Annotated in this window: 30 protein-coding genes; 8 read left to right on the forward strand and 22 right to left on the reverse strand. The window is 55.3% G+C overall.

Annotated elements, in window-relative coordinates; translation table 11 throughout:
* Positions 1-129: 129 nt before the first annotated feature.
* Positions 130-795 carry a hypothetical protein gene (locus ACMTNU_RS16630; RefSeq protein ID WP_413936423.1) on the reverse strand — a complete coding sequence of 222 codons (666 nt, stop codon included), beginning with the start codon at positions 793-795 and terminating at the stop codon, positions 130-132.
* A 398-nt stretch (positions 796-1,193) separates the two neighbouring features.
* Between ACMTNU_RS16630 and ACMTNU_RS16635 the strand changes: the two genes are divergently transcribed.
* From ACMTNU_RS16635 to ACMTNU_RS16645, 3 genes are read left to right on the forward strand one after another with little or no spacing between them, the layout of a single operon-like run.
* Positions 1,194-1,814 carry a glutathione peroxidase gene (locus ACMTNU_RS16635; RefSeq protein ID WP_413936424.1) on the forward strand — a complete coding sequence of 207 codons (621 nt, stop codon included), beginning with the start codon at positions 1,194-1,196 and terminating at the stop codon, positions 1,812-1,814.
* Between the two features lie 33 nt (positions 1,815-1,847).
* Complete coding sequence (locus ACMTNU_RS16640; protein ID WP_413936425.1) at positions 1,848-2,288, forward strand: surface-adhesin E family protein; 441 nt, start codon at positions 1,848-1,850, stop codon at positions 2,286-2,288.
* A 1-nt stretch (position 2,289) separates the two neighbouring features.
* Positions 2,290-2,715, forward strand: a complete 426-nt coding sequence (locus tag ACMTNU_RS16645) for a surface-adhesin E family protein (protein ID WP_413936426.1) — start codon at positions 2,290-2,292, stop codon at positions 2,713-2,715.
* Between the two features lie 89 nt (positions 2,716-2,804).
* Here the strand turns inward: ACMTNU_RS16645 and ACMTNU_RS16650 are convergent, their stop codons facing one another.
* From ACMTNU_RS16650 to ACMTNU_RS16745, 20 genes are all read right to left on the reverse strand, one after another.
* Positions 2,805-4,055, reverse strand: a complete 1,251-nt coding sequence (locus ACMTNU_RS16650; protein WP_413936427.1) for a protoporphyrinogen/coproporphyrinogen oxidase — start codon at positions 4,053-4,055, stop codon at positions 2,805-2,807.
* An 86-nt stretch (positions 4,056-4,141) separates the two neighbouring features.
* On the reverse strand, positions 4,142-4,651 hold the full coding sequence (locus ACMTNU_RS16655; protein ID WP_413936428.1) for a sirohydrochlorin chelatase: 510 nt from the start codon (positions 4,649-4,651) through the stop codon (positions 4,142-4,144).
* Positions 4,652-4,807: 156 nt separating this feature from the next.
* Positions 4,808-5,545, reverse strand: a complete 738-nt coding sequence (locus ACMTNU_RS16660) for a hypothetical protein (RefSeq protein ID WP_413936429.1) — start codon at positions 5,543-5,545, stop codon at positions 4,808-4,810.
* A gap of 95 nt (positions 5,546-5,640) precedes the next feature.
* Entirely contained in the window at positions 5,641-6,009 is a 369-nt protein-coding gene (locus tag ACMTNU_RS16665; RefSeq protein WP_413936430.1) for a hypothetical protein, read from the reverse strand.
* A 12-nt stretch (positions 6,010-6,021) separates the two neighbouring features.
* A complete protein-coding gene (locus ACMTNU_RS16670; protein ID WP_413936431.1) occupies positions 6,022-6,975 on the reverse strand; it encodes a YbgA family protein in 954 nt (317 codons plus the stop codon).
* The gene (locus ACMTNU_RS16675) at positions 6,972-8,417 is read right to left on the reverse strand and encodes a cryptochrome/photolyase family protein (RefSeq protein WP_413936432.1); all 1,446 of its coding nucleotides are present in this window, start codon (positions 8,415-8,417) and stop codon (positions 6,972-6,974) included. The genes ACMTNU_RS16670 and ACMTNU_RS16675 overlap by 4 nt, the downstream gene beginning before the upstream one ends.
* Positions 8,418-8,441: 24 nt before the next feature.
* Positions 8,442-8,891: a PDZ domain-containing protein gene (locus ACMTNU_RS16680; RefSeq protein WP_413936433.1), complete on the reverse strand. Its 450-nt coding sequence runs from the start codon at positions 8,889-8,891 to the stop codon at positions 8,442-8,444.
* 18 nt (positions 8,892-8,909) lie between these two features.
* Positions 8,910-9,833, reverse strand: coding sequence for a TIGR01777 family oxidoreductase (locus ACMTNU_RS16685; protein WP_413936434.1), 924 nt, complete (start codon positions 9,831-9,833; stop codon positions 8,910-8,912).
* 81 nt (positions 9,834-9,914) lie between these two features.
* Complete coding sequence (locus ACMTNU_RS16690) at positions 9,915-10,202, reverse strand: hypothetical protein (RefSeq protein ID WP_413936435.1); 288 nt, start codon at positions 10,200-10,202, stop codon at positions 9,915-9,917.
* 40 nt (positions 10,203-10,242) lie between these two features.
* Positions 10,243-10,371 (reverse strand): hypothetical protein, encoded by a 129-nt coding sequence (locus ACMTNU_RS16695; protein WP_413936436.1) that lies wholly within the window; start codon positions 10,369-10,371, stop codon positions 10,243-10,245.
* A 213-nt stretch (positions 10,372-10,584) separates the two neighbouring features.
* The gene (locus ACMTNU_RS16700) at positions 10,585-11,427 is read right to left on the reverse strand and encodes a formylglycine-generating enzyme family protein (protein ID WP_413936437.1); all 843 of its coding nucleotides are present in this window, start codon (positions 11,425-11,427) and stop codon (positions 10,585-10,587) included.
* Positions 11,424-13,433 carry an SDR family oxidoreductase gene (locus ACMTNU_RS16705; RefSeq protein WP_413936438.1) on the reverse strand — a complete coding sequence of 670 codons (2,010 nt, stop codon included), beginning with the start codon at positions 13,431-13,433 and terminating at the stop codon, positions 11,424-11,426. The genes ACMTNU_RS16700 and ACMTNU_RS16705 overlap by 4 nt, the downstream gene beginning before the upstream one ends.
* 76 nt (positions 13,434-13,509) lie before the next feature.
* Positions 13,510-14,475: a formylglycine-generating enzyme family protein gene (locus ACMTNU_RS16710; RefSeq protein WP_413936439.1), complete on the reverse strand. Its 966-nt coding sequence runs from the start codon at positions 14,473-14,475 to the stop codon at positions 13,510-13,512.
* Between the two features lie 445 nt (positions 14,476-14,920).
* Positions 14,921-15,298, reverse strand: a complete 378-nt coding sequence (gene smbP / locus ACMTNU_RS16715; RefSeq protein WP_413936440.1) for a small metal-binding protein SmbP — start codon at positions 15,296-15,298, stop codon at positions 14,921-14,923.
* Between the two features lie 83 nt (positions 15,299-15,381).
* Positions 15,382-15,699, reverse strand: a complete 318-nt coding sequence (locus tag ACMTNU_RS16720; RefSeq protein WP_413936441.1) for a NapC/NirT family cytochrome c — start codon at positions 15,697-15,699, stop codon at positions 15,382-15,384.
* A gap of 102 nt (positions 15,700-15,801) precedes the next feature.
* The gene (locus ACMTNU_RS16725; RefSeq protein WP_413936442.1) at positions 15,802-17,004 is read right to left on the reverse strand and encodes an SUMF1/EgtB/PvdO family nonheme iron enzyme; all 1,203 of its coding nucleotides are present in this window, start codon (positions 17,002-17,004) and stop codon (positions 15,802-15,804) included.
* Between the two features lie 336 nt (positions 17,005-17,340).
* Positions 17,341-18,183, reverse strand: coding sequence for a formylglycine-generating enzyme family protein (locus tag ACMTNU_RS16730; protein WP_413936443.1), 843 nt, complete (start codon positions 18,181-18,183; stop codon positions 17,341-17,343).
* Positions 18,180-18,554, reverse strand: a complete 375-nt coding sequence (locus ACMTNU_RS16735; RefSeq protein WP_413936444.1) for a hypothetical protein — start codon at positions 18,552-18,554, stop codon at positions 18,180-18,182. Before ACMTNU_RS16735 ends, ACMTNU_RS16730 begins: the two co-directional genes overlap by 4 nt.
* A gap of 35 nt (positions 18,555-18,589) precedes the next feature.
* Positions 18,590-19,639, reverse strand: coding sequence for a formylglycine-generating enzyme family protein (locus tag ACMTNU_RS16740; RefSeq protein WP_413936445.1), 1,050 nt, complete (start codon positions 19,637-19,639; stop codon positions 18,590-18,592).
* 69 nt (positions 19,640-19,708) lie between these two features.
* A complete protein-coding gene (locus ACMTNU_RS16745; RefSeq protein ID WP_413936446.1) occupies positions 19,709-20,677 on the reverse strand; it encodes a formylglycine-generating enzyme family protein in 969 nt (322 codons plus the stop codon).
* Positions 20,678-21,144: 467 nt separating this feature from the next.
* Here ACMTNU_RS16745 and ACMTNU_RS16750 point away from each other — a divergent pair, with 467 nt between their 5' ends.
* Entirely contained in the window at positions 21,145-22,062 is a 918-nt protein-coding gene (locus ACMTNU_RS16750) for a MerR family transcriptional regulator (protein ID WP_413936447.1), read from the forward strand.
* Between the two features lie 17 nt (positions 22,063-22,079).
* On the opposite strand, the gene ttcA is transcribed toward ACMTNU_RS16750, so the two are convergent.
* Complete coding sequence (gene ttcA / locus ACMTNU_RS16755; protein ID WP_413936452.1) at positions 22,080-22,985, reverse strand: tRNA 2-thiocytidine(32) synthetase TtcA; 906 nt, start codon at positions 22,983-22,985, stop codon at positions 22,080-22,082.
* Between the two features lie 70 nt (positions 22,986-23,055).
* Here ttcA and ACMTNU_RS16760 point away from each other — a divergent pair, with 70 nt between their 5' ends.
* The 4 genes from ACMTNU_RS16760 (at position 23,056) to ACMTNU_RS16775 (ending at position 26,461) form a co-directional block, all read left to right on the forward strand.
* Positions 23,056-23,553, forward strand: coding sequence for a low molecular weight phosphatase family protein (locus ACMTNU_RS16760; RefSeq protein ID WP_413936448.1), 498 nt, complete (start codon positions 23,056-23,058; stop codon positions 23,551-23,553).
* 228 nt (positions 23,554-23,781) lie between these two features.
* The gene (locus ACMTNU_RS16765; protein ID WP_413936449.1) at positions 23,782-24,843 is read left to right on the forward strand and encodes a hypothetical protein; all 1,062 of its coding nucleotides are present in this window, start codon (positions 23,782-23,784) and stop codon (positions 24,841-24,843) included.
* Positions 24,840-25,862 carry an ATP-grasp domain-containing protein gene (locus ACMTNU_RS16770; protein ID WP_413936450.1) on the forward strand — a complete coding sequence of 341 codons (1,023 nt, stop codon included), beginning with the start codon at positions 24,840-24,842 and terminating at the stop codon, positions 25,860-25,862. Before ACMTNU_RS16765 ends, ACMTNU_RS16770 begins: the two co-directional genes overlap by 4 nt.
* A 206-nt stretch (positions 25,863-26,068) precedes the next feature.
* A complete protein-coding gene (locus ACMTNU_RS16775) occupies positions 26,069-26,461 on the forward strand; it encodes a hypothetical protein (RefSeq protein WP_413936451.1) in 393 nt (130 codons plus the stop codon).
* The last annotated feature ends 137 nt before the right edge of the window (positions 26,462-26,598 follow it).

Below are 26,598 nucleotides of genomic sequence, written 5' to 3' on the forward strand. Positions count from 1 at the left end.
TCGCCAACATCGCAAACCAGCCGATCTTCACCGGCTTCGAATCGTACCACTGCGAAACGTCATACCCCCGCTCACTTGATGCTGCCATAATGCGACCTCCTTGTTAGACACACTTCTCCGCAGACTATTTCAGGCACGACTGGAGACCCACCAGTTTCTGAATCGCGTTGATTTTGAGACCTCATAGCCGATCACGATGAGCAGCAGAAGGATGGTCAACGGTCCAATCGCCGTTCTTGCCATATTCGCGTAGTCGATCTGTTGGACTCGCAACAGATAGGACGATGGACTGAAGCCCTCTGGTGTAATGATTAACCGATACAAGCCCTTAGCCAGCTTGGCCTCTCCGCGAAGAACTCCGTCCGGATGGGTCATGGGCGGCCAGTAGGCAACGGTCTCTTCCTCCGAGGCCTCACTCATCCCTTTGATCACCCGCACTCCTATCGGAAGATGACGCAAGACCGGGTCGACGAGATCCACGACCAGAAACGTGTCGCCTTCAGCCGGGATGTCTGTGCAGTATTGTGCCTTAGCGGCATGTTGCGGTTGATAGGCGTTGAAATGAACAAGATTTCCCCCGACCCGTTGAACGCAAACATCGTCCTCGAGACTCACATTGCCATGCGCACCAGCGAGGCCGGGTAACATCACTGGAAGAACCAGGAGCCCGGCAAACAATTTTCTCGATTTTGTTAACCGTTTGAGCTTGATCGGGACAAGACACACAGTCGTTCTATATGTGATCGCCGTGATAATGCTTAGGGCAACAATTGCAATGAAGATCGTCGTCATCATCGATGTTCACCTCCTCTCACCCTACTGAAGAAGCATACTCCTCACAAGATGAAGGTCGGATTAGAACTTCATGAAGAATTCTTCATGCTCATAAACTTGGCTCGTGACCATTTTCACCCTGTCGTGCGGAATCGGTTATCGCGCTTGGCATCATGCTACTTGGACTCTTGCAACCTTGTCGGTGCAGCAACGGACTAGATCGAACTCCATTGCAAGGTCACTTATGCATGAGCAAGAAGCCTCTTCTTTCATTCAGCCGCCTCCTACATGAAGAAGTGTCGGTTATATCACTACCAGAATGTCCATAGTTTGTCAACTATTATATTGCAAACTATGGACATGTCTTATATCCTTATACCCAGTTAAGCCTCTGGATGCCATAGAAAGGAGTGCTCATCATGCCGATCTACTCAAGAACTCTCTTGGCCCTCTCAGGAGTTGCACTACTCGGACTGGAGTTCATTGCATTTTCAACCTCGAACACCTACGCAAACGAGAAACGATCCACTGCTTTCTCACGTACTGATGTCGCAGCGGCCCCTTTGTATGGATTTCGCCTCCCTGACATTGACGGCCGTCCTGTCGACCTCAATACATTCAAAGGCAAGGTGCTGCTCATTGTGAATACCGCGAGCATGTGCGGAAACACGCCGCAGTACGCCGGCCTCCAGGAGATGTATGAGCGATATCAGGAACGGGGGTTCGAGGTTCTGGCATTTCCGGCGAATGATTTTGGGCAGCAAGAGCCAGGCACGAATCAAGAAATTAAGGGATTCTGCTATACCAAATACAGTGTCAGTTTCCCTCTCTTCTCAAAACTCAGCGTGGTCGGCAAAGATAAACATCCCCTCTATCGGTACTTAACCGAGCAGAGTGCGTTCCCCGGCCGTGTGACGTGGAACTTCCAGAAATACCTGGTTGATCGCTCAGGCAACGTCATCGGGAAGTATGACCCCGACATGAATCCCTTGTCGCCTGCCATTCTGACCGATGTGGAGAAAGCCTTGGCGGCAAGCTAACGTTCCGTGCCGAACAAGAAATGACGGAAGGTGATGAATCGGCTACATCTCATGATCGGTCTTGGTCTCGGGCTCTTTCTCTATCAGGCCCCAGCTGTCAGCCTGGCGGCGGATCAGTGGGTGCGAGTCGGGGGAACCCACAAATATGACCGCTATGTGAATATGACGAGCATTGGGGTGTGGGGACCGACGGTCACCCTCTGGACGCTTCGGGACTTTCGGGTAGAGCGAACAATCCCTCGAGGTCCCTACAAATCATTAAAGATCAAACGCCAATATCATTGTGAGCAACGAAGAAGCCGGCCGCTCCACGTCCGGTACTACCCGCAAGGCTTGGCACAAGGCCGAGTCCTCTACGCAGCGCCGGCCACCCGGGAGTGGTCTCGCGTAATTCCGGGCAGCGACGATGATGCGGAAATGAAAGTGGCCTGTCGTACAGTCCTATCGACGTTACGTCCAGATGGTGGAGGGTAACATGCAACGACTATTGATGCTGGCAGTGCTGAGTGGTGGACTGATGGCGGCCTGCACAGGAGGTGAAACACCATCCGGTTCCTCACCAAGCGCTGCAGCGGAGTGGACCAAGATCGGAGAGACGGAGACCTACATCTATTATGCGGATCACGGCAGTATTCGGAAAGCGGACGAGACCGTCATGATGTCAGATCTATTCGACTATAGAACGACTCAAACGGAAGGCGGCATCTCAGCCCTCTCAAAACTCACCGTACGGGAATATGATTGTCAGAACCGAAAAAGCCAACCAGTCAAAACGACATGGTATACCGACCACATGGGTTCAGGGGCAGCAGGACGCACCACTGGAGCCACAGGCCAATTGGCTGCGTCGGCCTCTGGTACGGCCACTACCGCGCTCATGACAATCGCCTGTGGGCGTTGAGGAATTGCTCAAGCCTTTGGGTTAGGGTCCACGAGATGTCGGACTCGCGAACTCATACAGCAAGGGAGTACCACCGGATTACGTCACAACTAGACGTAATCAGCCAGTATTGTCTCAGCTGCTTTCCGTCCCGACGCCAAAGCCCCATCGAGCGTCCCGCTTTCCCGGTAATCTCCGCAAAGATACAGCCCCGCAGCCAAACGCGGTGAGGTGGTACGGTTCCCAGGTGGAAGCGCGTCGAGTGGGGGCAGCGCACGCTGGATGCGGTCAGTTCGCAGATGGCGCCACTCGTTCACTTGGGAACCAAACCAAGATTCCAGCTGTCGTCGTACTGCTTGCGAAATATCACCATACAGATCGATCTGTTCACTCGCCGTCACCGAGATCAAGGCCCGCCCAGCCGGCGCGTACGAAGGCGCCGCTTCACTGAGGACACAGACGGTCCTGACCAACCCATCACCATCCCCATTTACCATCAGCCAGGGGCCGCGTTGCGGAGCAGCTGACGCATCGAAGTAGACGGTCACTGAGCCACGGGCTGGAGCGATTGGTTTGTCTTCACCACGCAAGCGGGCGGCGGTCGCATCATCGGTCGCCACCACCAGGACATCGACCGTGAGCGATTCTCCGGATTCCAACACCACGCTCGAGCCCTGAATCCGTTGAACAGCTTTGTTCAAACGGACTGTCCCTGGAGCCAACGTAGCCGCAAGTTGTTGTGCGATCGCGCCCATACCATCTCGTGGTAGGGCGGTGACTCCTCGGCAGAACGCAGCCCAGACCACTTCGAAAATCCAACAAGGCGTGTTCAATTCCGTCTCCAAGAACACGCCGCTGAGAAACGGTCGAAAGAAATGCCTCACTATCGCGTCCGAAAAGGCATAGGTCTGAAACACATCGTGAGTCGGCCTTATAGGATTTCTCATCACAGAGCAGAGACGCTGCTGCAAGGTGTCTCGTCGCATACGCAGCATCCTGAACTTGTCGGCAAACGAACCGATCGGACTGCGCAACATTTGTGGAAGGTCTTGTGGCCTGCGAAAGGGATCGCTCATCACGTGAAAACGTCCGTCGTGGCGAATGAGGGCTCCAGCATGAAACGGCCTGAGCTCCAATGTGGGATAGTCTAGCGTTGCGCGTGCTTCCGGATATCCGGCAAGAAAGACCTGAAATCCGCGATCGAGCTGAAAGCCCTCGACACGATCCGTGCGGACACGCCCCCCGATGCCGTCGGACGCTTCAAGAACCGTGCACCTGAAGCCCGCGTTCGTCAGACGACGCGCACAGGCCAATCCGGCAAGCCCGGCGCCGATAATAAGTACATTGGGAGTTGAAGGCATGGTGGGTTATTTCACCTCTTGAGACGCTCTGGGCAGGACGTGTGCCAGACAGTCAGGTTTTCCCTACCTTATCGTCGAAGGCAATGTCACGACCAGCTCCGTAACTGTTCTGATAGGGTCTTCGCGATCAGCTGCAAATCGAACGGCCAGGCGTAGCGCAATTCGACAGTGGGATACAACGGTCGCAAGTGGTCCAAGATCTCTGGTATCTCGACCTCCGAATGAGAGCCGCCCGGCGTGAACATCGTCGTCAGCACGGTGATGGATGTCGCGCCTTGTTTGACCAAATCCTCCACGGCTTCTTCCAATGTCGGTGCACAGAATTCGTTGTAGGCCGTGGCAAACAAGACACCATTCAGATGTGCGCGCAGCGTAGCCCCCACGGCCTCCAGCCCCGATTGGTAGGGATCGGTGGCTTTCGTTCGTGGCCAACGACGGATCTTCTGGTCCAACTCGAGTTCTTCCTGAGACGGAGGCTCTTTCGCCGCGCGCCGTTGACCTTCTAGCCGTTTTAACTTCGTCACCAGTTCTTGCGGGCAATCCTTGGGAATGCCGCCATGACCTACCAGGACAACCCCCTTCATCGAATCACTCATGAGTTTCGTCTCCTTTGACTTATACGCACGGCGGTTCGTGGCCGTACAATTGTGTAACAACTGACCAATTCTTTACTAAACATTCACATCACCATTTCTAGGCGCAACTAATCCCCACCAATAGAGTAACAGGCGCTATCTTGTCTTTGTGGACGCTCAACGCCATGTGACTTCTTCCCAACAGAGATGGAGAAAAGTCTCATAGGGTGGAAAATTCTTGGGGTTCTGCTCTTTGGAACGGACCCACAGATCAATTTCCATTCCCGCTGGATCGGTCTCACCTCCCGGGAGCATGCGTTTCACAGGATACTGAACCTGATGGGTGTCAGGATCCCGGGAACGCTCCATCACCATAAAGTGCGCGTCATAGTCCTGATAGAGCACCTCATCATTCTTGAAGACGGTGGCGGTTCCCCAACCTGCCAAGTACAACCAGGTTTTGGGATAGAGCGGATCGCCGTTGTTCGAATCGCCGTGCTCATAGACCCGCGTGGCAATTCCACCATCATGGAAGGGCTGTTTCCCGGCGAACCGGTCAAACACAATCCGATAGTGATCCGATTCTTCCGAGAACTGCGCAATCACTCGGCCACTATTCAGTACCTCATTGACCTCAATCTCAATCGCGCCCTGTACCGGAGTGAGATGCTTGCCGGCAAAATCGAGATGGTCCCAGGGAGATTGATCCTTCATGCTGCCGATCAAGAATGGGGCACCACCCTTAAGCCTGAACTTGCCGCTGTAGGAAGGGTGCTCAGTGGCTTTGAAAATCCTGGTTCCCTCCGTTCCTTTTGGCGTGCCAAACAAGCCCTCTTCCGCGAGAGCGGTGGACAACCCTGCACTACTGATCCCAAAGCTGACGACGCATAGCCACGCGACTTTCCATGATTTCATACATTCTCCTCTGCCTCGTAGGTGCGTGAGATCTCACCCCCATCAGAAAAAGGAACAAGGGTTCCCCCAACCCAACGCGGAGGTGCGTACCACGCTCACACGGAATCTATTGAGGCCAAGTATTCCTGGAGATTGGTCTTCCCATAGCGACTCTCGGGGTACACCGTTCGGATAAACCTCGCCACAAGAGCCATCACTTTCTTGACTGCCGGGGTCTTCTCAGGATCCGTGGCGGGCAGCAATCGAACCGTGATGGCGTTCTCGTGCAACTTCAGCTGGACAAAGAAATTGCTTGCGGTCCCTTGATCGATTGCGACCGCCTCCAATAACGCCTCTTTGCCGCTTCTGGACAGGTAGAACTCTTGAATCTTGAGTATCTCACCTCCCGTCCGCTGAAGAATCGGGGTGAAATTCTGATACAACGCCTGAAGATCTCCGGCTGCTTCGATGACAACATGCGGCATGGGAGTCCCTTTCTACACATGATTCCGCAACATCAGTTCCTTGGGGTGTGGATTGAGATACACCTGGTCACGGATGTAGCTCATGTCGAATATATGGACATAGTGCTTGATCAAGGTTAACGGAACAATCAAGGGCGTCAGCCCATGATGATAGTCACTGACTACGCCCAACAGCTCGGTCTTTTCACGCGAGTCCAATCGCTTCTTGAAATGACCCAGGACATGTTGCAAAACATTGACGTGTTTGCTCACTGTCGTTCGCACCGACAACGTCTTCATAAAAAGCTCGGCGTACTTCACCGTCAGATCCTTCGGGCGATACCGTTCTGCCTGAGCGACCAACTGTCCCATCGTGTTGTAGTGTTGTGGGCTATGGGATAACAGCAAATACTTGTGGATCGTGTGAAAGCGAATCAGCTCCTGTCTGTTGAACCCATCGTGCAACAGGTCTTGCAGCCGACGATAGCAAAACACCCGCTCAATGAAGTTCTCACGAAGTGACGGGTCGCTGAGTCGGCCCTCCTCTTCGACAGGAATAAGGGGAAATGTATCTCGAAACGCATGGGCAAACATGCCGGATCCACTGTGGCTTGGCATCCCTTGGACCGTATACACGCGTACTCGCTCAAGTCCGCAACTGGGAGAGCCTTTCTTGAAGACAAACCCTGAGAGGTTCAATTTGCCAAGGGAGTTGAGACGCTCCTCAATCATAGCCTCCATGGCAGGAGTGTGATCGTGCTTACTCGTGATCGTCAGCAGTCGGGGATGCCGTGGATTGCCCACCAGCCGCATGGCTTCTCTCGGGGTCCCCAATCCCGCCTCTACTTCAGGACAGACCGGTACCCACTCGACATACTGACCCAAGACCTCTGTTAAGAAGTGGTCCTGCTTGTGGCCTCCATCGAAGCGAACCTCATCTCCGAGCAGACACCGACTGATTCCAAGGCGAATCGGGGACGCCGTCATCTCGCTGCCTCTGGCTTCCCAAGATTGAGATATTCCTGACGCGCAAGTTGATGATCCACCACCGGAACAGGATAGTCTGTCCCGATTCGACATCCAGCCAGAACCTGCTCATCTGCGGTCATGAGATGCGGCTCATGAATTCTCTTCGCCGATACATGGGCGAGTTCAGGAACATAGCGGCGGATATAGACCCCATCGGGGTCGAACTTCTTGCTCTGAAGCGCTGGGTTGAAAATCCGATAGCCCGGCATGCTATCGGTTCCGGTCGACGCACACCACTGCCAATTCCCATTGTTGGCCGCCACATCCGCGTCGAGCAGGTGGCACATAAAGTACTGCTCACCGCTCTGCCAGTCGATCCGAAGGTCCTTGATCAGAAAGGACGCCACGATCATGCGGACACGGTTGTGCATCCACCCTGTCTGATTGAGTTGCCGCATCCCGGCATCCACAATTGGATACCCCGTCCGACCGCCGCACCAAGCCTGGAACAAGACGTCCCGCTCTGGGCCAGGGTCCCGTGACGGTGGCACGACCGTCTGGCGAAAGGGCCCGTCGACCACATGCGGAAATGCCGCTAGGACCTGGTGAAAGAACTCACGCCAGATCAGTTCATCGATCCAGGTCAGGACATCCGTCCGAGAGACCGGTCCTTTGCCGGACAGGCTTTTCAGAGCGATCTGCACCGCTTCCTTTGGGGAAAGTGTCCCGAATCGAAAGTGCGGGGACAACTTTGCACTCCCGTCGATTGCGGGACGATTCCGACCATCGGTATACCGATGGATGGGGCCTTCGACGAACCAACGTAATTGCTCTCGGGCACAACACTCCCCCGGTGCAATCCATGGGACCAGGTGCTCATAGCCCAGTTCATTGGCTGCCGGGAGCGGGACAGCTGATAATCTGACAGCTTTTCTTCTAGTCGTTGAGGCATCTGGGACGGCATGGGCTGTCGGTTTGACGGAATGCCACTTGGCCCACCAGCGAGCACGATAGGCGCTATAGCGCTGCATCGGTTCTCCGGTGGCACCGTGCACTTCCGCTGCCTCAAACACCACATGGTCTTTGAAGGTCTTGGCAGCAATGCCTTCCTGAGCCAACCGTTCCTGCACCGCCAGATCTCGCACGAGCGCACGAGGCTCGCAATCTCGGTTCCAATACACCACATCGGCTTCCCACTCAAGAGCCGCTCGAAAGACCTCGTCCACTTGGGACCCGCGCCGCCACTGCAGAGGCAGTCCGATCGCCCCGAGGGATGCCTGGAGTTCCTCCAAACATCCCAACATGAAGTTCACACAGGCTGATCCAAACTCATGGGACCGCAACAACGGCTCATCGAAGACAAACAGCGGAATGACCTCGTCGCATTCCTCACAGGCCACGGCCAACGCCGGTTGATCAGCGAGGCGAAGATCTCTTCTGAACCAGACAATTCCACGCATGAGCCTGTCCTATTCCATCAATAGTCATCGCGCTGGACTGCCATGCGATCCGGTTGGTCCTTTCGGCAGCTTGTCGCCGGCCACACGCGTGATCGACAGCTCACGAAGACCGTTTTCTCCCTTCACGCCGACTTTCACCGAGGTTCCTGGCTCTCCTCGAATCATCCCGACGACTTCCTCATACCGTTTTCCCTTCACCGCGGTTCCATCAACACTCACGACTTCATCCCCATGGCCGAGGCCCGCCTGCTGAGCTGGTCCCTCAGGATGAACCATGCCGACATACAGGATGGCTGGATCGCCGATCCGCTCTGCCCCTACCTGGAGGGAAATGCCGATGACACCGTGAGGAAGTTTTGCATCGTCTTTGTACCCATGATGAGCCTGGCTCGTATGTTGGTCGGCCATGGCTGCACCGGGTACGAGAAGGCCTATCACCAACCCTAACGTGATACAAATGCTTGGGATTCGCATACGCGTACCTCCTATTTATTATGCTGCCGATCTCATGAGCACATCCCGCAATGCCTGCTCCAACGTTGGATATTGGAAACGATACCCTCCCGCCATGGCTTTGGCAGGAATCACCCGCTGGCCGGTGGTCATCAGTGTACCCAACTCACCAAGGAGTGCATTCAAAACAACTCTTGGAACGGGAAGCCATGACGGTCGGTGAAGCACCCGCCCAAGAACCTCACAGAACGTCCTCATCGTCACGGGTTCTGGAGCCACAGCATTGATCGGGCCAGAAACCGTCGGTGTGCTGAGTGCCCACTGGATCAGGCCAATATGATCGCGGCGGTGGATCCAGGAGACCCACTGATTCCCCGGCATAATGGGACCGCCGGCAAAGAACCGAAATGGTAACAGCATCTTGGGCAAGGCCCCGCCGTCTTGTTCCAGCACCATTCCAGTGCGGAGCGTGACGACCCGCGCCCCGAACTCTGCAGCCCGCAGCGCCTCTGACTCCCACCCGAGGCACAGATCGGCCAAGAAACCATTGCCGCGCGCCGCGCCTTCATCCAACCGGCGATCATCAGCTGCGCCGTAATACCCGATGCCGGACGCGCTGATAAACGTTGCGGGTTTGGACGACCAGCGTGAAAGCGCTCTTACCAGTAAACGGGTGGTGAGGATTCGACTATCGATGATGAGTTGCTTCCGCACATCCGTCCAGCGTGCGTCGGCGATCGGTGTACCGGCGAGGTTGATGACCGCGTCCGCTCCTTCCAGAACCTGTTCCCAGGGGCCGGAGTCCCGCGCGTTCCATTCGACTGCTTGAACCGGCAATTCTGGTCGATGATGGATCTGTCCTAGTTGCCTGGTTAAAACGACAACCCTGTGGCCTCCCTGGATAAGGGTGGCGCACAACGCTCGACCAATGAATCCTGTGCCTCCAGTAATGACGATCTTCATAGGTTTATCCTTCGACAATACCCTCACTCAACACCGTCGATATCTCAGACATGGCTGTTCCCAATTCGATCCCCGGTCATCTTATTTCTCTGTAGCCGGCTTGTTGTGACTCACCTGTCGTGCAAACTTCCGTTGTTTCGGCCCTTCGAGTGGCTGAGGTGCAGGTTTCAGCCGATTCGCCAGCACCATCTGATCGATAAATTCTCCGCAATTGGTGCACCGGAACCCCCTGAAGATAACCTCACCTGCGTGGCCCTGCAAATCGTCAATGTGCGCCATGACCATCAGTCCTCCACATCGCGCGCACGCGTCGCGCTTTTTCGGATCAGGGAGGACCGACGCCTTGTTTGGTTTCCCGGTCATCGCCATGGGAATCCCCGACACAGACGACGAGACAATCGGCCATTTCTTACTTCCGAGTGGACGGTCTGCCTTTACCCCACCGTGCCAAAGCCACGCTCACAGTCTGAAAGAGCCTGGCCACCAGGGCACAGGTCAGAAACCCCATTGCAAACAAAAAGACGATGCTCATATCCATGATGCTCTCCTTTCAACCATCAATGCTGGAAACTGTCTATGACAAAGCTCCCAGTTCGCCAAGGAGACAGGCCCCTCGATCACGAGGGGACCTGTCTGCCTCAGCGGGCGACGCCGTGCGGAGTTCAGCGTCACCTGAGCAAAACACGGAACCGGCGTCCGGTAGTCTGTAGCTTTTTGTCCAATCTCTCGCAGCAGCATTGCATCCTCCTGATCACTGGTGCAGCAGTTTTTCGAGACTGCGGGCACAGCGAAATCCGGTGCCATGGGTCTGGAGAGCAAATCCGCCCCGCCCACGCGCAGTCGTCCTGATATCGGACGGCGTGCTATGCCAGGACCCACCACGGATCGACCGCACCACGCCCTTCTTGTCCGGCCCCGGCGGATTGCCTGGAGGCGCATCCTTGTAATAGTCCACGTCATACCAGTCCGAGACCCACTCTCGGGCATTACCGGCCATATCCTTCACCCCATAGGGAGAATCCCCGTCAGGCAGTGAACCGACGGCATGCAAGGTGCGCTCATCGTCCCACTCCCGATCAAAGTTCGCGTGCCTCGCCGTAGGAGGTTCATTCCCCCACGGATACATTCGTCCGTCGGTCCCCCGCGCCGCCTTTTCCCACTCCGCCTCGCTCGGCAATCGCTTTTTGGCCCATGTACAATAGGCCTTGGCGTCATACCAGGTCGTCTGCACCACCGGCAGGTGTTCAATGCCGGTGAGGGAGACGAGGGGGCCGGTGCCGTACGGATTGGGCGGCGTGCGATGCCCAGTGGCTTTCACAAAGGCCATATAGCGTGCATTCGTGACTTCGACTTGGTCGATGCCAAACGCATCCAGATACACGGTTCGCTGCGGCCGTTCATCGTCACGTCCTTTTCCCTCCGGAGAGCCCATTAGGAATTCACCCGCTGGGATCGAGACCATTGGAACACTGTCTACCTCTGTCGACGCAGATCGTGCTTCAAAAGTCATCCCTTGCATAATGGCCAAGGTCGCCACCACTGCTATCATTCTTCGAGATGTTGGAATCGAGTGATACCATGAAGCTGTCGTCATTGCTTCGACTCCTTGCTCCCCTCGATGGCGTGGGCCGTATGAATGTGGACTTGCTTGATGAGCGCCTCCACCTGGCGTTGGTCGCCATGGTCGGCCGCTTCGTGTGCCTGGGTGATGAGCGTGCGCGCCTGGTGCAGGTGCTCTTCGATCTTGCTCTGCAGTTTCGGCGATGCTACCGTCCCCTCTAGGGCCGCCCTGTGATACACCTCCCACGCATGGTCCACCTCGTGTTCCGCTTCGTGAACCAGTTGAACCGCTTTTTGCTGAGGGTGACCTGGGACGTCGATAGGACCCGCCTGCAGAGACGATACTGCCAGCAGTGCCATGAGCGGGATTCCCAGAAGGAGCATCAGCTTGGTGGTTACTATAGAAGTCTTCTTGCATATAGGGTTGATGGAAATTCGGTTCAGAGTTCCGGATGATCCGGCATCATTCGCTGACGGAGTATCACTTGGACATCCCTGCGAACGTCCGATCCTAGACTGAAGGTGGCGGTGATCGAGAATACCGACTTCATGCAAGGAGGCTTGTGCGATTCCGCGTAGCATCCCGTTGAATACAAACTCATGCGGGACGTAGAGGGAGTACCAGTAAAGTTGCCCTTTCAGTCCCACGGGATCAAAGATCGCCGTCTGTCGGATTTGTGTGACAGAGCTGATCTCTGTCACCTCAAACTCCAGCCAAGCCCGTCCGGGCAAGTTCATCTCGGACTTGAGCCGTAAGCGACGACTGGGCTCAATGGCTTCAACGCGGAAGGAGTCCACCGTGTCGCCGACACGGAGATTCGTGGACAAAGGCCGCCCCCGCCTCATTCCAACCCCGCCTTGAAGCAGGTCGATGAAGCCACGTAGACGCCATAGCCAGTTCCAGGCGTACCAACCATGGTCCCCACCAAGCCTTTCAATACACCTGAAAACCACTGGTGCAGGTGCTTGAACAGTCATGGTCCGCGAATCGACAATCCGTGTGCCAAACCGAACACCTCCCCACGATGGTGGCCTCCCCGAAGAGGAAATGGCATCCGACCAACGCGTAGCTGAGAAATGCTTCTCTTCATGGGCGATGGCTCGGCGGATCGCCTCATCGACTCCTATCGGCCGTACAGAAAAGGTCGTCCGTGCCGCATGGCCCCGCACCACCGTGACGTGGACGATGCTCTCGATGATTGCTCGCCCGATGCGGGCATAGAGCGGCGTGACCAGTCCGAGCCAAAGCGCAGAAAGCCAAGGCGTCAGGACTGGAACCGGGATGATGAGAGGCCTAAGTCCACGTTGCCGACCGTACGCACGCATCATGTCCGCGTAGGACAATTGGTCGGCACCGCCGACTTCATAGGTCTGATATCGGGAGGTTGGAATCCGAAGCGCTTCCACCAGGTAGTCCAGCAGGTCATCGATGGCGATTGGCTGCGCTTTTTCCTCGATCCACTTTGGTGTGAGCATCACCGGTAGACGCTCGACCAGTCCGCGAATCAGCTCAAACGAAGCACTGCCGGATCCTATGACAGCGGATGCGCGAAACTCACAAACCGGCAGGCCTGACTGCCTCAAGATATCGCCGACTTCATGCCGACTGCGCAGGTGAACTGAGAGTTGCTCGTCGTCTCGCCCAAGGCCACCGACATAGATGAGGGCCTTGACACCCGCAACTTTTGCTGCTTCGCTGAAATTTTTGGCTGCCATGCGGTCCGTATCCTCGAATGACCCGGTGGACCTCATGGAGTGGACCATGTAATAGGCCACGTCGACTCCGTGCAATGCGATGTCAAGACTCGCTCGATCGAGAACATCCCCGGCGATGACTTCTGTAGAAGCCCCAACCTTCGGCTTGAGAATCTCCGGATGTCTAGCTAGACATCTCAACCGGTAGCCCTGTTGTTCCAAAGCAGGCAGGAGACGTCCACCGATGTAGCCGCTGGCTCCTGTAAGGAGGATGAGGGAGGCTCTGGGAGTTGCCACCGAGTTCGCAGTCAATTGACTTGAACTCATGGTGTCAGATGTATTCACTTGAGACCTCCCTCACTCTCGCTGTAATCGGGGGGGGGGGGGGGAGCGGTGAATGCCTCCCTCCTTGGTCCATCGACTACTTCTTTTTCATACTCTTATTGATCAATTCACGGGTTGCCAGATACTCCTGATTCCCGGGATCCAAGACCAACGCCTTCTCAATGGCAACTAATGCCTCGACATTCTTTTCCGCCCCCATCGCCACGAGTGCCTGGATGAATGCCTCCCGGCCTGATTGCACGGCTTCGTCGGAGGTTCCCACTGCCGACTTGGCACAGCGAAATCCCAGTCCGACCCCATAGGAGTTGTTGTCCGGCTGATTCCAGAATCGATGGCTCGTATGGAGGGAGGTTTCCGGCGCCAGCCACGACCCACCCCGGAGCACCTTCACCGGTCCCTGGTTGGCGAAGTTATAGCCCTTCTCAGCGCCGCGCGGATTGAGGGCCGGACTTTCCTTGTAATAGGTCAGGTCATACCAGTCTTCGACCCATTCGAAGACGTTACCGGCCATGTTGTACACTCCAAATCCGCTCACACCTTCCGGATACGAATCGACCGGCATCGTACGGCCCACGTTTTGCCCATAATTGGCTTTCTTGGGATCCAGCTTGTGCCCCCATGGATAGTGATTATCCCCGTCTGGGCCTTTTGCCGCTCGTTCCCACTCCGCCTCCGTAGGCAGGCGCTTCCCGTCCCATTTGCAGAAGGCGTTCGCATCGGTCCAACTAACCCCGACCACCGGCTGATTCGACTTACTGAGGCGAGGATCGTCCCAATAGGCGGGGGCAGGATGACTCGTGGCCTTCATAAACTCTTTGTATCGGCCATTAGAAGTTTCATACTTGTCGATGAGATAAGCATCCAGCACAACCTGATGTTTGGCTTCATCCGAATGTTCGCCGCTTCCCATTGTGAACTCACCCTTGGGGATGAGCACCATATCCTTGTCACCGCCGGGAGGGTCAGCCGCCATTGCGACTGAAATGATCCCAGTTGTAATCGCCAGACCTACTACCAATTGAGTGATTGCTTGACTCCGCATAATCGCCCCCTTCTGTGAGATGTCACCAGGTCTTTCCTGGAGAGGTGAAAACGATAACCCATACATTCTTAACGTCCACTGTTTGTCCACCTGACGTCTAATGTATAAAATATTCCGTCCAGTGTTGTCAAGTGTTATTTCAAAAACAAATGACAAACATTGAACAACTCTTGGTGCAGCTACGGGTTGGTATACAATTTCTTTACAAATCATGATGTTACAAAGTTTTCAGCTTACCACCTGTCGCTTTGCATGCACAGAAGCGACAGCTTTGAGGCTTAGAATTCGCGACTACATTTCATCAAATGCGCAGGCAATTGAGTCAGCGACTATACATTTTCATGATATGAATGACTCATTGCTCGGAATTTCACAGCCAAAGCAAACAGAATTGTGATTACCTACCAGCTCTGACAAAGTAGGCTGCGCAACAAAGGTTCATCCGTTACTTGACTTGGGAGAGATGAGTGACCGCACTTTCAGTAAGATTCGTGGCCATATCAGCGTGACCGGCCTTACCATGATCAATCGCGTCTTTTAGTTTAGCAATCGCTTCTGCCACATGCGGAGCCTTACCTCCCTTCAAAGCCAGCTCCAGCGAGGCTTCGGCAGCGGTCACAAGCTTTTCGGCATGACCCTGTTTGCCGTGATGCACTGCTTCCGTCGCGTGCTTGATGGCATCTTTGATGGTTTGTTCTTGACGCACGTTATCCCGTCGTGCGCCTCCTTCTCCGAATATCGGCTGGAGAGGCAGCGTCGCGGTGAGGACCATAGCCATCACGGCCGTCAGCACTACCGCACGTCGTGTGTTCTGTTGTGTCATTTCCTTCCTCCTTTGCATAAAAACGTGAGCCGACACTTTCTGAAACCACCCAACAGGTTCGGCCACCGCACTATCACGGTAGATCAGAAGAGGTTGACAGAGGATGTTAGCCTTCTTTTTTTGGCTCTCTTGTATCCCTCAGCACCATACTTCATCTCCGCAAGCAGAGCCGGTATTCCGTCATAGGTGTGAGTCCAGAGAGCCAGCTGGAAGTTCTCTAACCATTGGGGGACGTGACAATCTTTACAGCCCAGATCGGCCCCGAGCGCACCATAGTGCGACGACTTTTTCAGCTCCTCATAGGGGTAGGTTTGGGAGTGGCAACTGACACAGAACTCGGTTCTGGAATGCACATGCTCCCCGCCGGACACGCGTAGATGCTGCCGTAATTTGCCTGCCATGATGCCTCCTTCCCTGGCTCGGCGAGTCTGGCCTGGTATGGAAAATCTTCATCCCATATTGCGACGCACCAGGACAGCGATGGCAGAGCCAGGTTCTAAAGACTACTGATTCTTCGCACACCTGAACCCGCTGTTAAAATTCCGGTACGCCGGCGAGTCGTAGTCGGTGGTCGAGGGAGTGTTGAGGTCCCGGCGCGCAGAGCGTAGGTTCTCGGGGGCGAGGTCCCACGAGCCGCCACGGATCACTTTGAATTTGCCACTGCTCGGCCCCTGTGGGTTTTGAGATGGGCTCGCCGCATAATAGTCTGGGTCATACCAGTCGTTCACCCACTCCCAAACATTGCCCGCGAGATCATCGACACCGTAGGGGCTCCTGCCGGCTTTCAACTGCCCCACCGGCACAAGCGCCTCGTGGTTGTTCCACGTCGCCCTGTCCTTCCCAAAATTGGCTCGGAGCGGATCGGGTGGATCGTTGCCCCAGGGATAGATCCGCCCATCTGTCCCCCGTGCCGCCTTCTCCCATTCGGCTTCTGTCGGCAGCCGCTTGCCGGCCCACTGGCAATAATTGTTTGCATCCTTCCAATCGACATTCACGACTGGTCGGTTCTCATAGGGCGGCTGGGCCATCGTTGTCCATAACGGCGGAGGGTCAAAGCTGTTGGCCTCGAGGAACTCCCCATACTGCCCGATCGTCACTTCGTACTTATCTATGTAGTACGCATCGAGATAAATTCGGTGCACGGGTTTTTCATCGTCACGTCCTTCGTTGCTCCCCATAGTGAATTCCCCAGCCGGCACAAGCACCATCGGAGCCTTGTCCTTGACGATGACCTTCTTCGGTGGCACCTCCGGCCTATAGTCGGAATGTTGCGAGGGTTTCCCCTTATGCGAGAACGTATGGATAAACGCAATCACCTTCCAGATCTGCTCTTCGGAAAGGAGCGCTTTCCAGGGCACCATTGGCGTTTTGGGAATGCCTTCCGCTACTCGCCAATACCAGTAGCTGTCTGAGAACCGGCTAGTATTTTTCTGGTCTCGAAGTCCTCCTCCACTGCCTACCGGCTGTCCATCCTGACCATGGCATGAGTGACAGGCAACAAGTGGATGGGCATCACCAAAATAGATGTCTTTCCCCTCCTTAATGATCTTCGGATCCGTCCACCAACCGACAGGCATATGTTTGTCTACATAGGTGGCCGGAACTGGATCCAACGGCATAAGTTGCTGAGACTGGGCCGATTGTGCAACTAGTGTGAGCCCCTCTACGATCACCAGGATGAGCGCTCCGATCATCGTTTTCCTCACTTGCTATCTCCTCTCCCGGCGTTGAGAAAATTTTGCAACCTGCTGTCTCGTGCTGACACTCCCTATCGCACAGCTCATGGCTAGCAGCGCCATGGCCCAGAACATGGTGGTAATCATGTGATCCTCTTTATGAAAAACTCCACGTAGGGGGCTGATGACATGTGATACAACACGGGCTCTCGCCGAGGAGACAGGCCCCTTCTCACACAGAAGCCTGTCTGCCTCAGTGGGCGACGCCGTGCGGAGTTCAGCATCACCTGAGCCACACAAGGTACCGGCCCCCGGTCGCCTGGAGCTCTGCATCTAATTCCACACAGCAACATCGCAAACTCCTGGTTAATGGGAAGGCCCATTGTCGAAACTCCGGGCGCAGCGAAACCCGGTGCCGTGGGTCTGGAGGGCAAAGCCCCCCCGCCCGCGCGCGGTGGTCGTGATATCTGATGCTGGGCTATGCCAAGACCCGCCGCGGATCGACCGTACCACGCCCTTCTTGTCCGGTCCCGACGGATTGCTCTTGGGCGCGTCCTTGTAATACTCCGCGTCATACCAGTCAGACACCCACTCCCGAACATTGCCGGCCATGTCCTTGACGCCATAGGGCGAGTCGCCGTCGGGCATGGAGCCCACCGGGTGCAGGGTCTTCTCATCCTCCCACTCCCGATCAAAGTTCGCCCGTTTCGTCGTGGGTGGTTCATTCCCCCAGGGATAGAGACGGCCGTCGGTCCCCCGCGCCGCCTTCTCCCATTCCGCTTCCGTCGGCAGGCGCTTCTTCGCCCACGTACAATAGGCTTTGGCGTCGTACCAGGTGGTCTGGACCACAGGCAGATGTTCGATGCCAGTAACAGAGCTGAGGGGACCAGTCCCGTACGGATTGGGCGGCGTGCGATGGCCGGTGGCTTTCACAAAGGCCATATAGCGCTCATTCGTCACTTCGACTTGGTCGATGACAAACGCATCAAGATACACGGCTCGCTGTGGACGCTCATCGACCCGTCCTTGTCCCTCGGGAGAGCCCATCAAGAACTCCCCGGCTGGGATGGTGACCATCGGCACGGGGTCGAGCTCCTTCGCTGCGGCCATCGCGTCCAGAGAGAACCATGGGGTGAGGGCCACAACGGCAGCCACAGCCAGGGTCATGCGAGAGAATCGAGTTGCGTGGTGCCACAACGTGATCATCATTGCTTCGACTCCTTGCTCCCCTCAATGGCGTGGGTCGTATGGATGTGGACTTGCTTGACGAGCGCCTCCACCTGGCGTTTGTCGCCCTGGTCGGCTGCCTCTTGGGCCTGGGTGATGAGCGTGCGTGCCTGGTGCAGATGCTCCTCGATCTCGGCCTGCAGTTTCGGCGAGGCCACGGTCCCACCCAGGGCTGCTCGGTGATAGACCTCCCACGCATGGTCCACTTCATGTTCGGCGTCGTGCACGGCCTTCAGGCTCTCTTGGTGCGGGCGATCGACCGACTCAAGAGGACCGGCCTGGATTCCTGCGGCCAGGAGTAGCGAACTGAGGGAAATGCCAAGAAGAGATAAAGATAAAGTGTACGGTCTCATTTGCGCCTCCGTTACGAGTAACTACGATCGGCCCTTCAAGGTTTCTTTGCCTGTTCAATCAGCGATCGTAGTTCCAGCAGGTCGGCATCTTTCGGATCAAGGGCCAAGCCTCGGGCTATCGCCTGTCGAGCTTCCGCATTGTTTTCTCGGCCCATCTCTACCAGGGCCATGGTATGGGCCTGTTTGATTTGCAGTTCGATTTCGGGCGAAGCAGTCTTGGCACAGCGAAATCCCAGCCCGACGCCATAGCTATTGTTGCTAGGGTGATTCCAGAATCGATGGGTGGCCCTCAGTGTGGTTTCAGGGACGATCCACGAGCCACCACGGATGACTCGCTTTTCTCCGAGTGTCAGGAAGTCGACATAGGTCCCTGTGCCCCCAATCCACGCGGGCTTTGCTGGTCCCGTGGGATTCACCATCGGTTCCAGCCGGCCGTAAAACTTAGGGTCGTACCAATCTGAGACCCACTCGAATACGTTCCCGGCCATGTTGTGGAGGCCATAGTAGCTGACCCCATCAGAATGGGAATCGACCGGCATGGTCGCCTGCTGATTTTTGCCAAAATTGGCTTTGGCCGGATCAAAGTCGTTGCCCCAGGGATAGATGTTCCCATGTGGCCCTCTCGCTGCCTTCTCCCACTCGGCTTCTGTCGGAAGTCGCTTGCTTAAGTACTCACAGTAGGTCTTTGCGTCGTACCAACTAACTCCGACTACAGGCTGTTCGGGGCGATTAAGGCGCGGATCATCCCAATAGGCAGGGGCGGGATAACCCGTCGACCTGAGGAAGTCCCTATAGTTCTGGTTCGAGACTTCGTACTTATCAATGAGGTACGGGTCCAGAAACACCACGTGAGCCGGACCTTCATCATTAAACGTGCTCGCAGGCGTCCTATTGCGTTGCTGATATCCGGCGGAAGCATTCCCGGATGTTACCGGTGCTTCCTTGTCGAGCCCCATCACCGATGGGACATATCCGATGTACACCATATTGGCCGGGATCAAGGAATCCTCTGCTTGTGCGGTAGCAGTCGACGCCATGAAGCCCATCATCAGCAGGAAACCCATAATTGTATTAGCTATCCGCATCGTATCCTCCACTGACATCGATTCGCCGGACGAGAACGCTACCCTGCGTTCTGCCAGCGGATTATAAGACTATTTTTTTCTCTTCATGCTTTTCTTGAGCAAATCACGTGTCGCCAGATATTCCTTGTTGTTCGGGTCCTCGGCCAACGCCTTCTCGATCGCGGCCAAGGCCTCGGCATTCTTTTCAGCCCCCATCGCGACGAGGGCCTGGATGAACGCGTCACGTCCCGATTGGATGGCTTCGGCAGATACGCTCGCTGCGGATTTCGCGCATCGGAATCCCAGGCCGACCCCGTAGGAGTTGTTGTCCGGCTGATTCCAGAATCGGTGGCTCGTATGGAGTGAAGTTTCTGGGGCAAGCCATGAGCCACCCCGCAGTACCTTGACTGGTCCCTGGTTCGCGTAGTTGTAGCCCTGATCGGCACCTTTTGGATTCAGTGCAAGGCTCTGCTGATAGTAGGAGGGGTCGTACCAATCCTCGACCCACTCAAAGACATTGCCAGCCATGTTATAGACCCCGAACCCGCTTACGCCTTCGGGGTACGAATCGACCGGCATCGTTCGGCCCACGTTCTGTCCATAGTTGGCCTTCTTCGGATCCAGCTTGTGACCCCAGGGGTAGTGATTGTCCCCTTCGGGGCCTTTGGCCGCTCGCTCCCATTCAGCCTCGGTGGGTAAGCGCTTTCCCTCCCACTTGCAGAAGGCGTTCGCATCGGTCCAGCTCACTCCGACGACCGGCTGATTGGGCTTGCTTAGACGCGGGTCATCCCAATAGGCCGGTGCGGGATGACTGGTGGCCTTCATGAACTCCTTATAACGAGCATTGGAGGCTTCATATTTGTCGATCCAATAGGGATCGAGTACGACCTGATGCTTTGTTTCGTCAGCATGCTCGTTACTTCCCATGGTGAATTCCCCCTTGGGGATGAGCACCATGTCCTTACCCAACTCGGATAAGTCTGCTGCTGCCGTAACGGTGATGACCCCTACCGTGACTACCAACCCTACAGCCAATTGAGTGATTGTTTGCCTCCGCATGTGCACCCTCCTTGGTTATCTCGATGGACCAGCGATAGTCCTTTATGCTGCGGCTTGAGGCCCCAATGAATAAGCTGGTGTTGCCGTTGATGAAAGCGAGCCCGATACGAGCTGGATCCGGCGATTCCTCAATATGACAGCGTCAATGACATCCCCACACTGCACACAGCGCCTTGCGCCATGTTCCAGCTCGTTTGTGCAGCTCCAGAGATCAATAGAGAGTTCGTTCACTAAAAGGCCGCCGCATCTAGTACAGATGCAGCAAGACGTAGGGGGAGACTCGTGGAGTTCGTCGATTCTCCTGCTCATGTCCTGACTGGTGATGATCATGATGCCCTCCCTCCTTCTAATGTCCAATGTATGACTCATGTATGTCTAATCTATAAGCTAATATGTCCTATGTGTCAAGCGTTATAGTAAAAAAATATTTGACAGACATTGGACAATAGTCTAAGCTTTTGGAACGTATGAATAAACATAGAATTCATAGAGTTGCGAAACTGACAGGACTCTCAAAGGATGTGATTCGGGTGTGGGAACGTAGATATAGTCTTGTCAAACCTTCACGAAGTGCTAATCGCTATCGGGAATACAGTGATGAGGACGTCTCTCTCTTCCGTTTTCTAAAAGAGGAGTTGGATCGCGGTCAGACAATCGGGGGACTTGCGATGGAAGGGAGAGATTCGTTACTTCAACGGATGCGGGCAAGCTCAATCCCGAAACAGCAGGAGCTTGCTCCCCATAGTTCGTTGCTCGACGAACTGATCTCCAGACTTGATCCGCTTGATAAAAGTCGGTTTGAACTGCAACTAAATGCGGCGATTGCCGTGATCCCTTTCGAAGAAGCCGTGCAGCGCATTCTTCTCCCCTTACAGCGACGGGTGGGAGAACTGTGGCATGAAGGACGGGTCAATATCGCCGTGGAACATTACGTGACGAAGATCATCCAGCAGAAACTCTTTGCGGTGATGAATCAGCTACCTGCCAATGACTTCGGCCCACGCGTGGTCATTGCCTGCCCCACAGGCGAGTATCACGAAATCGGCGCTCAAGCCGTCACCTACCTTGCCGCCTCACGCGGATGTCATGTCTATTACCTCGGACCTAATCTTCCCCTGACGGATTTGGAAACCTTGTGCGATCGCGTACATCCTGACCTGGTTCTATTGTCCTTAACGGAGTCCAAATCAGACGAAGAGGGAGAGCACTTGCTTCATGAATTACGGGCACTCTCTCAACGCTGGCAGGTGGCAGTGGGCGGCAAAGGCGCCTGTGCGATGGAGCATCTTTTAGAGAATACGGGGATTGAACTGCTTGATGACCTTGGAGCACTCCACAACCGTCTTGCGAATCTTACCTCCACACACCAACGCGCGTTTCATTGACCCTGCTCAGCCAGGCCTCACGGTAACAAAAGAGTCCCCTCGAGATTGTGATGCGGTTCCGGCTCTTGGTCCAACCACACATCACCCTCGGCTCCATCGGGTTGAACGCTATTCATGGATGCCAGCGACCTGAAATCGAAGAGGCGCTGATCCAGCAGAAGCGATGGAGCCACATTGCTCAACGCTGCGGCGATGCTGTCGGAGCAGCCAGGAGAGATCCGTTCCCACTCCTGCAGAAAGCCTTTAACCTTCTTGCGTTTCAAATCCTCTTGAGAACCGCAAAGGTCGCAGGGAATGATGGGGAAGCCTCTCAACTCCGCGTAGCGCGCGAGGTCCACCTCTTTGACGAAGGCCAATGGGCGAATGACGAGATGCTGGCCGTCTTTCGACCGCAGCTTCGGGGGCATAGCCTTGAGTTTGCCGGTATAAAACAGATTCAAAAACAAGGTTTCGATAATGTCGTCACGGTGATGACCTAACGCAATTTTCGTGGCGCCAAGCTCACCAGCGATGCGATAGAGATGGCCTCGTCGCAGGCGGGAGCAGAGTGAGCAGGTCGTCTCCCCTTCGGGAATCAGGCGCTTAACGACTGAGTAGGTATCGCGCGCCTCAATATGGAACGGAATTCCCCGGCTGGTGAGATATTGTGGAAGCACCGCTTCCGGAAATCCTGGTTGTCGTTGATCCAAATTGACCGCAACAAGCTCAAACCGGATCGGCGCCCGTTGTTGCAAGACGAGCAAGATATCCAACAAACCATAACTGTCTTTCCCGCCAGACAGACACACCATCACTTTGTCGCCTTCCTCGATGAGGCGATAGTCCGCAATGGCCTGTCCGACTGCTCGACAGAGGCGTGTTTGCATCTTCTCTGTCGCTTCGTCTAGTTTAGGGAGAGTTGTTGGACTCGGTGAATGACTCATAGCCCGATTGTAGCGGCCCCATTGTCGCACTGTCGACTCCCCAGCTCAGGGAAAGGTGGATGAATCATCTATGGCCCGATCGATTCTTTTTGTCTGTACCGGCAATGTCTTCCGAAGTATGGCCGCTGAATACGCGTTGCGCGCCCAGCAGGACCAACCACCTGCCTATCATGTCGAATCGGCGGGTATCGAGGCCAAGCCTCAGAAGGTTCATCCTGTCATCCTCAACCGGCTGCGCCTTAAAGGCACCGATCCATCCACACATACTCCCCGAGCACTGACACGGGAGTTGATCCAACGGAGTGACTTCATCATTGCTATGGGTCTGGGCCATCGCGAGTTCGTGCAGAGCAAGTTCGGACTGACTGTGCCTCTCTTTAATCAAGTTGCCTTCGGCAAGGACGAACCGGTCCTTGACCTCCATGAAGCCCTCCCGAATTGGGAACGGGATATCGTGGAGGCCCGAGAGTATGTGGAGTCGGTCATCGATCACATCTGGAACTCCATACCGACATTAGTGGCTCGGCTCCCGCAGTTTTCCGGAAAACAACAGTTCCGTCACCGGTGACCGTGGTTCAAACTAGTACAGCGTCGGACAATTTCTTCCTCCTTTTACGCTTCTTCAGATACCTATCAGACGATCACCGGCAGCCTACCGCCTTACCGCTATAGTTTTTCGTGCACTCTGCCGACAGGCCATAGTGGAGCCCCACAGCTTGATCTATGCTCCGTCGCAGACTACTGCAAAAGATCGGCAGCTGTGGTTTTCAGCGTAGGCGGATGGAAAGCCTTTCGTATGGACCGCACAGTATCCGACATACTCAAGACTCCGGTCAGCGGCCAGGACGAAACCCCGTGGTCGTCATGGGCCGACGATGCACTCTTGGATCTACCCATGTGCGATTTGCACATCGGACTGAAGGGCAGTTTTGTCGAACAACCGATTGCAGAGTTGACTCGAGAACTGGAACTCCGTGGACTCCGATTCCGTCCCCACTTTTGGCTGTCCAATGAGTGGTTTACTCCCGACGGAGTGCCCGGCATTGCCGTTCCCTTTTACCTCGCTCATCCGCGATTGGCAAAACTTGAACAAACTCAGATGTTGGAAGTGGAAGGCGGAACCACCGAATGGTGCTTGCGAATTCTCCGCCATGAAGCCGGCCACGCCATCGAGAACGCCTACAAGATCCGCCGCCGGAAGACCAGGCAGGATATGTTCGGAAAATCCTCGCAGCGGTATCCGCTCTATTACTCCCCACGGCCTTACAGCCGCAGTTTCGTTCGTCACCTGGATTTGTGGTACGCACAAAGCCACCCCGACGAAGACTTCGCCGAGACCTTTGCCGTCTGGTTGACGCCGGACTCGCTCTGGGAGGAGCGCTATCGAGGATGGCCAGTCGTGAAAAAACTTCGGTATGTTGATGGACTCATGAAAGAGCTCGCCGACACGCCACCCTGTGTCACCACACAAGAAGAAGTCGACGCATTGCCGACACTGAAGAAGACCCTGAGGGAACATTATGAACGCAAACGAAGGCATTATGGAGTCGATCGCCACCTCCAATATGACCCCGACCTCAAACGACTCTTCTCCACCTTACCGAATCATGCCAACAAGATGAGCGCCGCCACCTTTCTGAATCGGTTCCGGCGAGAGGTCCGGAAAAAAGTTGCGAGCTGGACCGGTGAGTATCAATACACCATCGATCAGGTACTGGAGGACATGATCCACCGCTGTCGAGAGCTGAACCTTCGCGTTCCCATGGCGGAAGAACAGGCCAAGCTGGATTTTACGATTTTACTGACGGTTCACACCATGAACTTTCTGCGAAGTGGACGGCATCGGGTGGCCCTATGAAACGACTGCGCGTGCTCGTCCTCATGCATGAAGACCTCGTCCCGCCTGAGCAGGTGACTGGGCATGATCTCACGTCGGTGGCCTGGCGAACGGAATATGACGTCGTCTCGACCCTGAAGAAACTGGGTCATGACGTCCATCCACTCGGGGTCAAAAGTGATCTCAGCGTGATTCATTCAGCGATCGATCGGTGGAAGCCGGATATCGCCTTCAACTTATTGGAAGAGTTCGACGGCGTAGCAGTCTACGACCAACACGTGGTCTCGTATCTTGAACTCTTGCACATACCCTACACCGGCTGTAACCCCCGTGGGCTGATGTTGGCACGAGACAAGGTCCTGACTAAAAAGGTCCTGGCCTTCCATCGTATTCCCTACCCTGACTTCATGGAAGTCCCACAGGGACGGGCCACTAAAAGGCCGAAGCAGCTTGCCTTTCCGTTGATCGTCAAGTCAGTGACGGAAGAAGCTTCGCTGGGAATTTCCCAAGCTTCGATTGTGGAGGACGACGACAAACTGAGTGAGCGTGTCGCATTCATCCATAACAGTGTGGGAAGTGGGGCCTTGGTGGAGCGCTATATCGAAGGTCGTGAGCTGTACGTGGGCATCATCGGCAACGGACATCTCCAAGCGCTGCCGGTGTGGGAGCTCATCATGGATAAGTTGCCGGATGACGCTAAACGTATCGCGACCGAGCGGGTGAAATGGAGCCGGAAATATCAACAGAAGTACGGCATCACATCACGAGAAGCGGACAACCTGCCGGAGGGCAAAGCCGAAGACATCCAGGATCTGGCGAAACGCGTCTATCGCGCACTCGACCTAAGCGGCTACGCGCGGATCGATATGCGGATGGACGCTGAGGGACAGCTGTACGTGCTGGAAGCCAATCCCAACCCCCAAATCGCAGAAGACGAAGACTTCGCCGATTCGGCCAAAGAGACTGGCTACACCTACACCGAATTGCTGCAAGAACTCCTCAACGTCGGCCTCCGCTGGCGCCCCGCCAAAGCTGCTTAAGCTTCCCAGCAAACTTCGCCGTCAACATCCATCTCGTCGTGATACTCACGCGTGATAGTAGCTGAGGCCACTGCACGTCCAATTCAACCGTACCATTTCCCTCTCTTCCTTGAGCATTCCATCCCTCTATGAAATAGTGACGACACAATGCACAGTGATCCTTACTTGCCCCAACTCTCACCCCTTTTATCTGTGGAGGCATACCGATGATGCCGACACGCACAACTTACCGACATGCCGTGTGGATCCCAGTCTTGCTGATCCTGGCAACCGGCTGTGCCCAGACTGTCTCGCAGGAGCAGTTGTCGCAGGAGTATCTTGGACTCGGGATCGTGTCTGGAACGCTGGGTGAACAAAAACGCCTAGAGTTCCCCTCTGGAGAACTGTCTTCCTCATCTTCATCTATAGTTGGGCAAGTCCAAGCCGTGGAAGGTGCCGCGTACCTGATTCGTGATCGCCAGGGAAGAGAACTCCGGATTCCGCACGATGAGAACACCAGGATTGACCGACCAGCCCACGTGGGTGATCAGATTCAATCCTGGTTCGATCGTCACGGCCGCGCCGTGCTGATCCGAAGTCTTGATGAAAACGGGCGATAACCGTTGTGTTGGCCCCCTTCGGTGGGCACCATCTCACCGGTACCGGTAAGCTCAATCGCCCACCGTCCGGCCTCTATGCTGAGCTAGTGTCCTGACTCTGAAGTTCATGGAATAAGTTGTGCATCGCTGGTGTTCAC

It is taken from the genome of Nitrospira sp. BLG_1 (assembly GCF_047338595.1).
Taxonomy (GTDB): Bacteria; Nitrospirota; Nitrospiria; order Nitrospirales; family Nitrospiraceae; genus Nitrospira_D.

What these genes read in the sequence shown, in the direction of transcription:
- ACMTNU_RS16630 (WP_413936423.1), bottom strand. Translation starts at nt 795, where the DNA reads ATGATGACGACGATCTTCATTGCAATTGTTGCCCTAAGCATTATCACG.
- ACMTNU_RS16635 (WP_413936424.1), top strand. Translation starts at nt 1,194, where the DNA reads ATGCCGATCTACTCAAGAACTCTCTTGGCCCTCTCAGGAGTTGCACTA.
- ACMTNU_RS16640 (WP_413936425.1), top strand. Translation starts at nt 1,848, where the DNA reads ATGAATCGGCTACATCTCATGATCGGTCTTGGTCTCGGGCTCTTTCTC.
- ACMTNU_RS16645 (WP_413936426.1), top strand. Translation starts at nt 2,290, where the DNA reads ATGCAACGACTATTGATGCTGGCAGTGCTGAGTGGTGGACTGATGGCG.
- ACMTNU_RS16650 (WP_413936427.1), bottom strand. Translation starts at nt 4,055, where the DNA reads ATGCCTTCAACTCCCAATGTACTTATTATCGGCGCCGGGCTTGCCGGA.
- ACMTNU_RS16655 (WP_413936428.1), bottom strand. Translation starts at nt 4,651, where the DNA reads ATGAGTGATTCGATGAAGGGGGTTGTCCTGGTAGGTCATGGCGGCATT.
- ACMTNU_RS16660 (WP_413936429.1), bottom strand. Translation starts at nt 5,545, where the DNA reads ATGAAATCATGGAAAGTCGCGTGGCTATGCGTCGTCAGCTTTGGGATC.
- ACMTNU_RS16665 (WP_413936430.1), bottom strand. Translation starts at nt 6,009, where the DNA reads ATGCCGCATGTTGTCATCGAAGCAGCCGGAGATCTTCAGGCGTTGTAT.
- ACMTNU_RS16670 (WP_413936431.1), bottom strand. Translation starts at nt 6,975, where the DNA reads ATGACGGCGTCCCCGATTCGCCTTGGAATCAGTCGGTGTCTGCTCGGA.
- ACMTNU_RS16675 (WP_413936432.1), bottom strand. Translation starts at nt 8,417, where the DNA reads ATGCGTGGAATTGTCTGGTTCAGAAGAGATCTTCGCCTCGCTGATCAA.
- ACMTNU_RS16680 (WP_413936433.1), bottom strand. Translation starts at nt 8,891, where the DNA reads ATGCGAATCCCAAGCATTTGTATCACGTTAGGGTTGGTGATAGGCCTT.
- ACMTNU_RS16685 (WP_413936434.1), bottom strand. Translation starts at nt 9,833, where the DNA reads ATGAAGATCGTCATTACTGGAGGCACAGGATTCATTGGTCGAGCGTTG.
- ACMTNU_RS16690 (WP_413936435.1), bottom strand. Translation starts at nt 10,202, where the DNA reads ATGGCGATGACCGGGAAACCAAACAAGGCGTCGGTCCTCCCTGATCCG.
- ACMTNU_RS16695 (WP_413936436.1), bottom strand. Translation starts at nt 10,371, where the DNA reads ATGGATATGAGCATCGTCTTTTTGTTTGCAATGGGGTTTCTGACCTGT.
- ACMTNU_RS16700 (WP_413936437.1), bottom strand. Translation starts at nt 11,427, where the DNA reads ATGACGACAGCTTCATGGTATCACTCGATTCCAACATCTCGAAGAATG.
- ACMTNU_RS16710 (WP_413936439.1), bottom strand. Translation starts at nt 14,475, where the DNA reads ATGCGGAGTCAAGCAATCACTCAATTGGTAGTAGGTCTGGCGATTACA.
- smbP (WP_413936440.1), bottom strand. Translation starts at nt 15,298, where the DNA reads ATGACACAACAGAACACACGACGTGCGGTAGTGCTGACGGCCGTGATG.
- ACMTNU_RS16720 (WP_413936441.1), bottom strand. Translation starts at nt 15,699, where the DNA reads ATGGCAGGCAAATTACGGCAGCATCTACGCGTGTCCGGCGGGGAGCAT.
- ACMTNU_RS16730 (WP_413936443.1), bottom strand. Translation starts at nt 18,183, where the DNA reads ATGATGATCACGTTGTGGCACCACGCAACTCGATTCTCTCGCATGACC.
- ACMTNU_RS16735 (WP_413936444.1), bottom strand. Translation starts at nt 18,554, where the DNA reads ATGAGACCGTACACTTTATCTTTATCTCTTCTTGGCATTTCCCTCAGT.
- ACMTNU_RS16740 (WP_413936445.1), bottom strand. Translation starts at nt 19,639, where the DNA reads ATGCGGATAGCTAATACAATTATGGGTTTCCTGCTGATGATGGGCTTC.
- ACMTNU_RS16745 (WP_413936446.1), bottom strand. Translation starts at nt 20,677, where the DNA reads ATGCGGAGGCAAACAATCACTCAATTGGCTGTAGGGTTGGTAGTCACG.
- ACMTNU_RS16750 (WP_413936447.1), top strand. Translation starts at nt 21,145, where the DNA reads ATGAATAAACATAGAATTCATAGAGTTGCGAAACTGACAGGACTCTCA.
- ttcA (WP_413936452.1), bottom strand. Translation starts at nt 22,985, where the DNA reads ATGAGTCATTCACCGAGTCCAACAACTCTCCCTAAACTAGACGAAGCG.
- ACMTNU_RS16760 (WP_413936448.1), top strand. Translation starts at nt 23,056, where the DNA reads ATGGCCCGATCGATTCTTTTTGTCTGTACCGGCAATGTCTTCCGAAGT.
- ACMTNU_RS16765 (WP_413936449.1), top strand. Translation starts at nt 23,782, where the DNA reads ATGGACCGCACAGTATCCGACATACTCAAGACTCCGGTCAGCGGCCAG.
- ACMTNU_RS16770 (WP_413936450.1), top strand. Translation starts at nt 24,840, where the DNA reads ATGAAACGACTGCGCGTGCTCGTCCTCATGCATGAAGACCTCGTCCCG.
- ACMTNU_RS16775 (WP_413936451.1), top strand. Translation starts at nt 26,069, where the DNA reads ATGATGCCGACACGCACAACTTACCGACATGCCGTGTGGATCCCAGTC.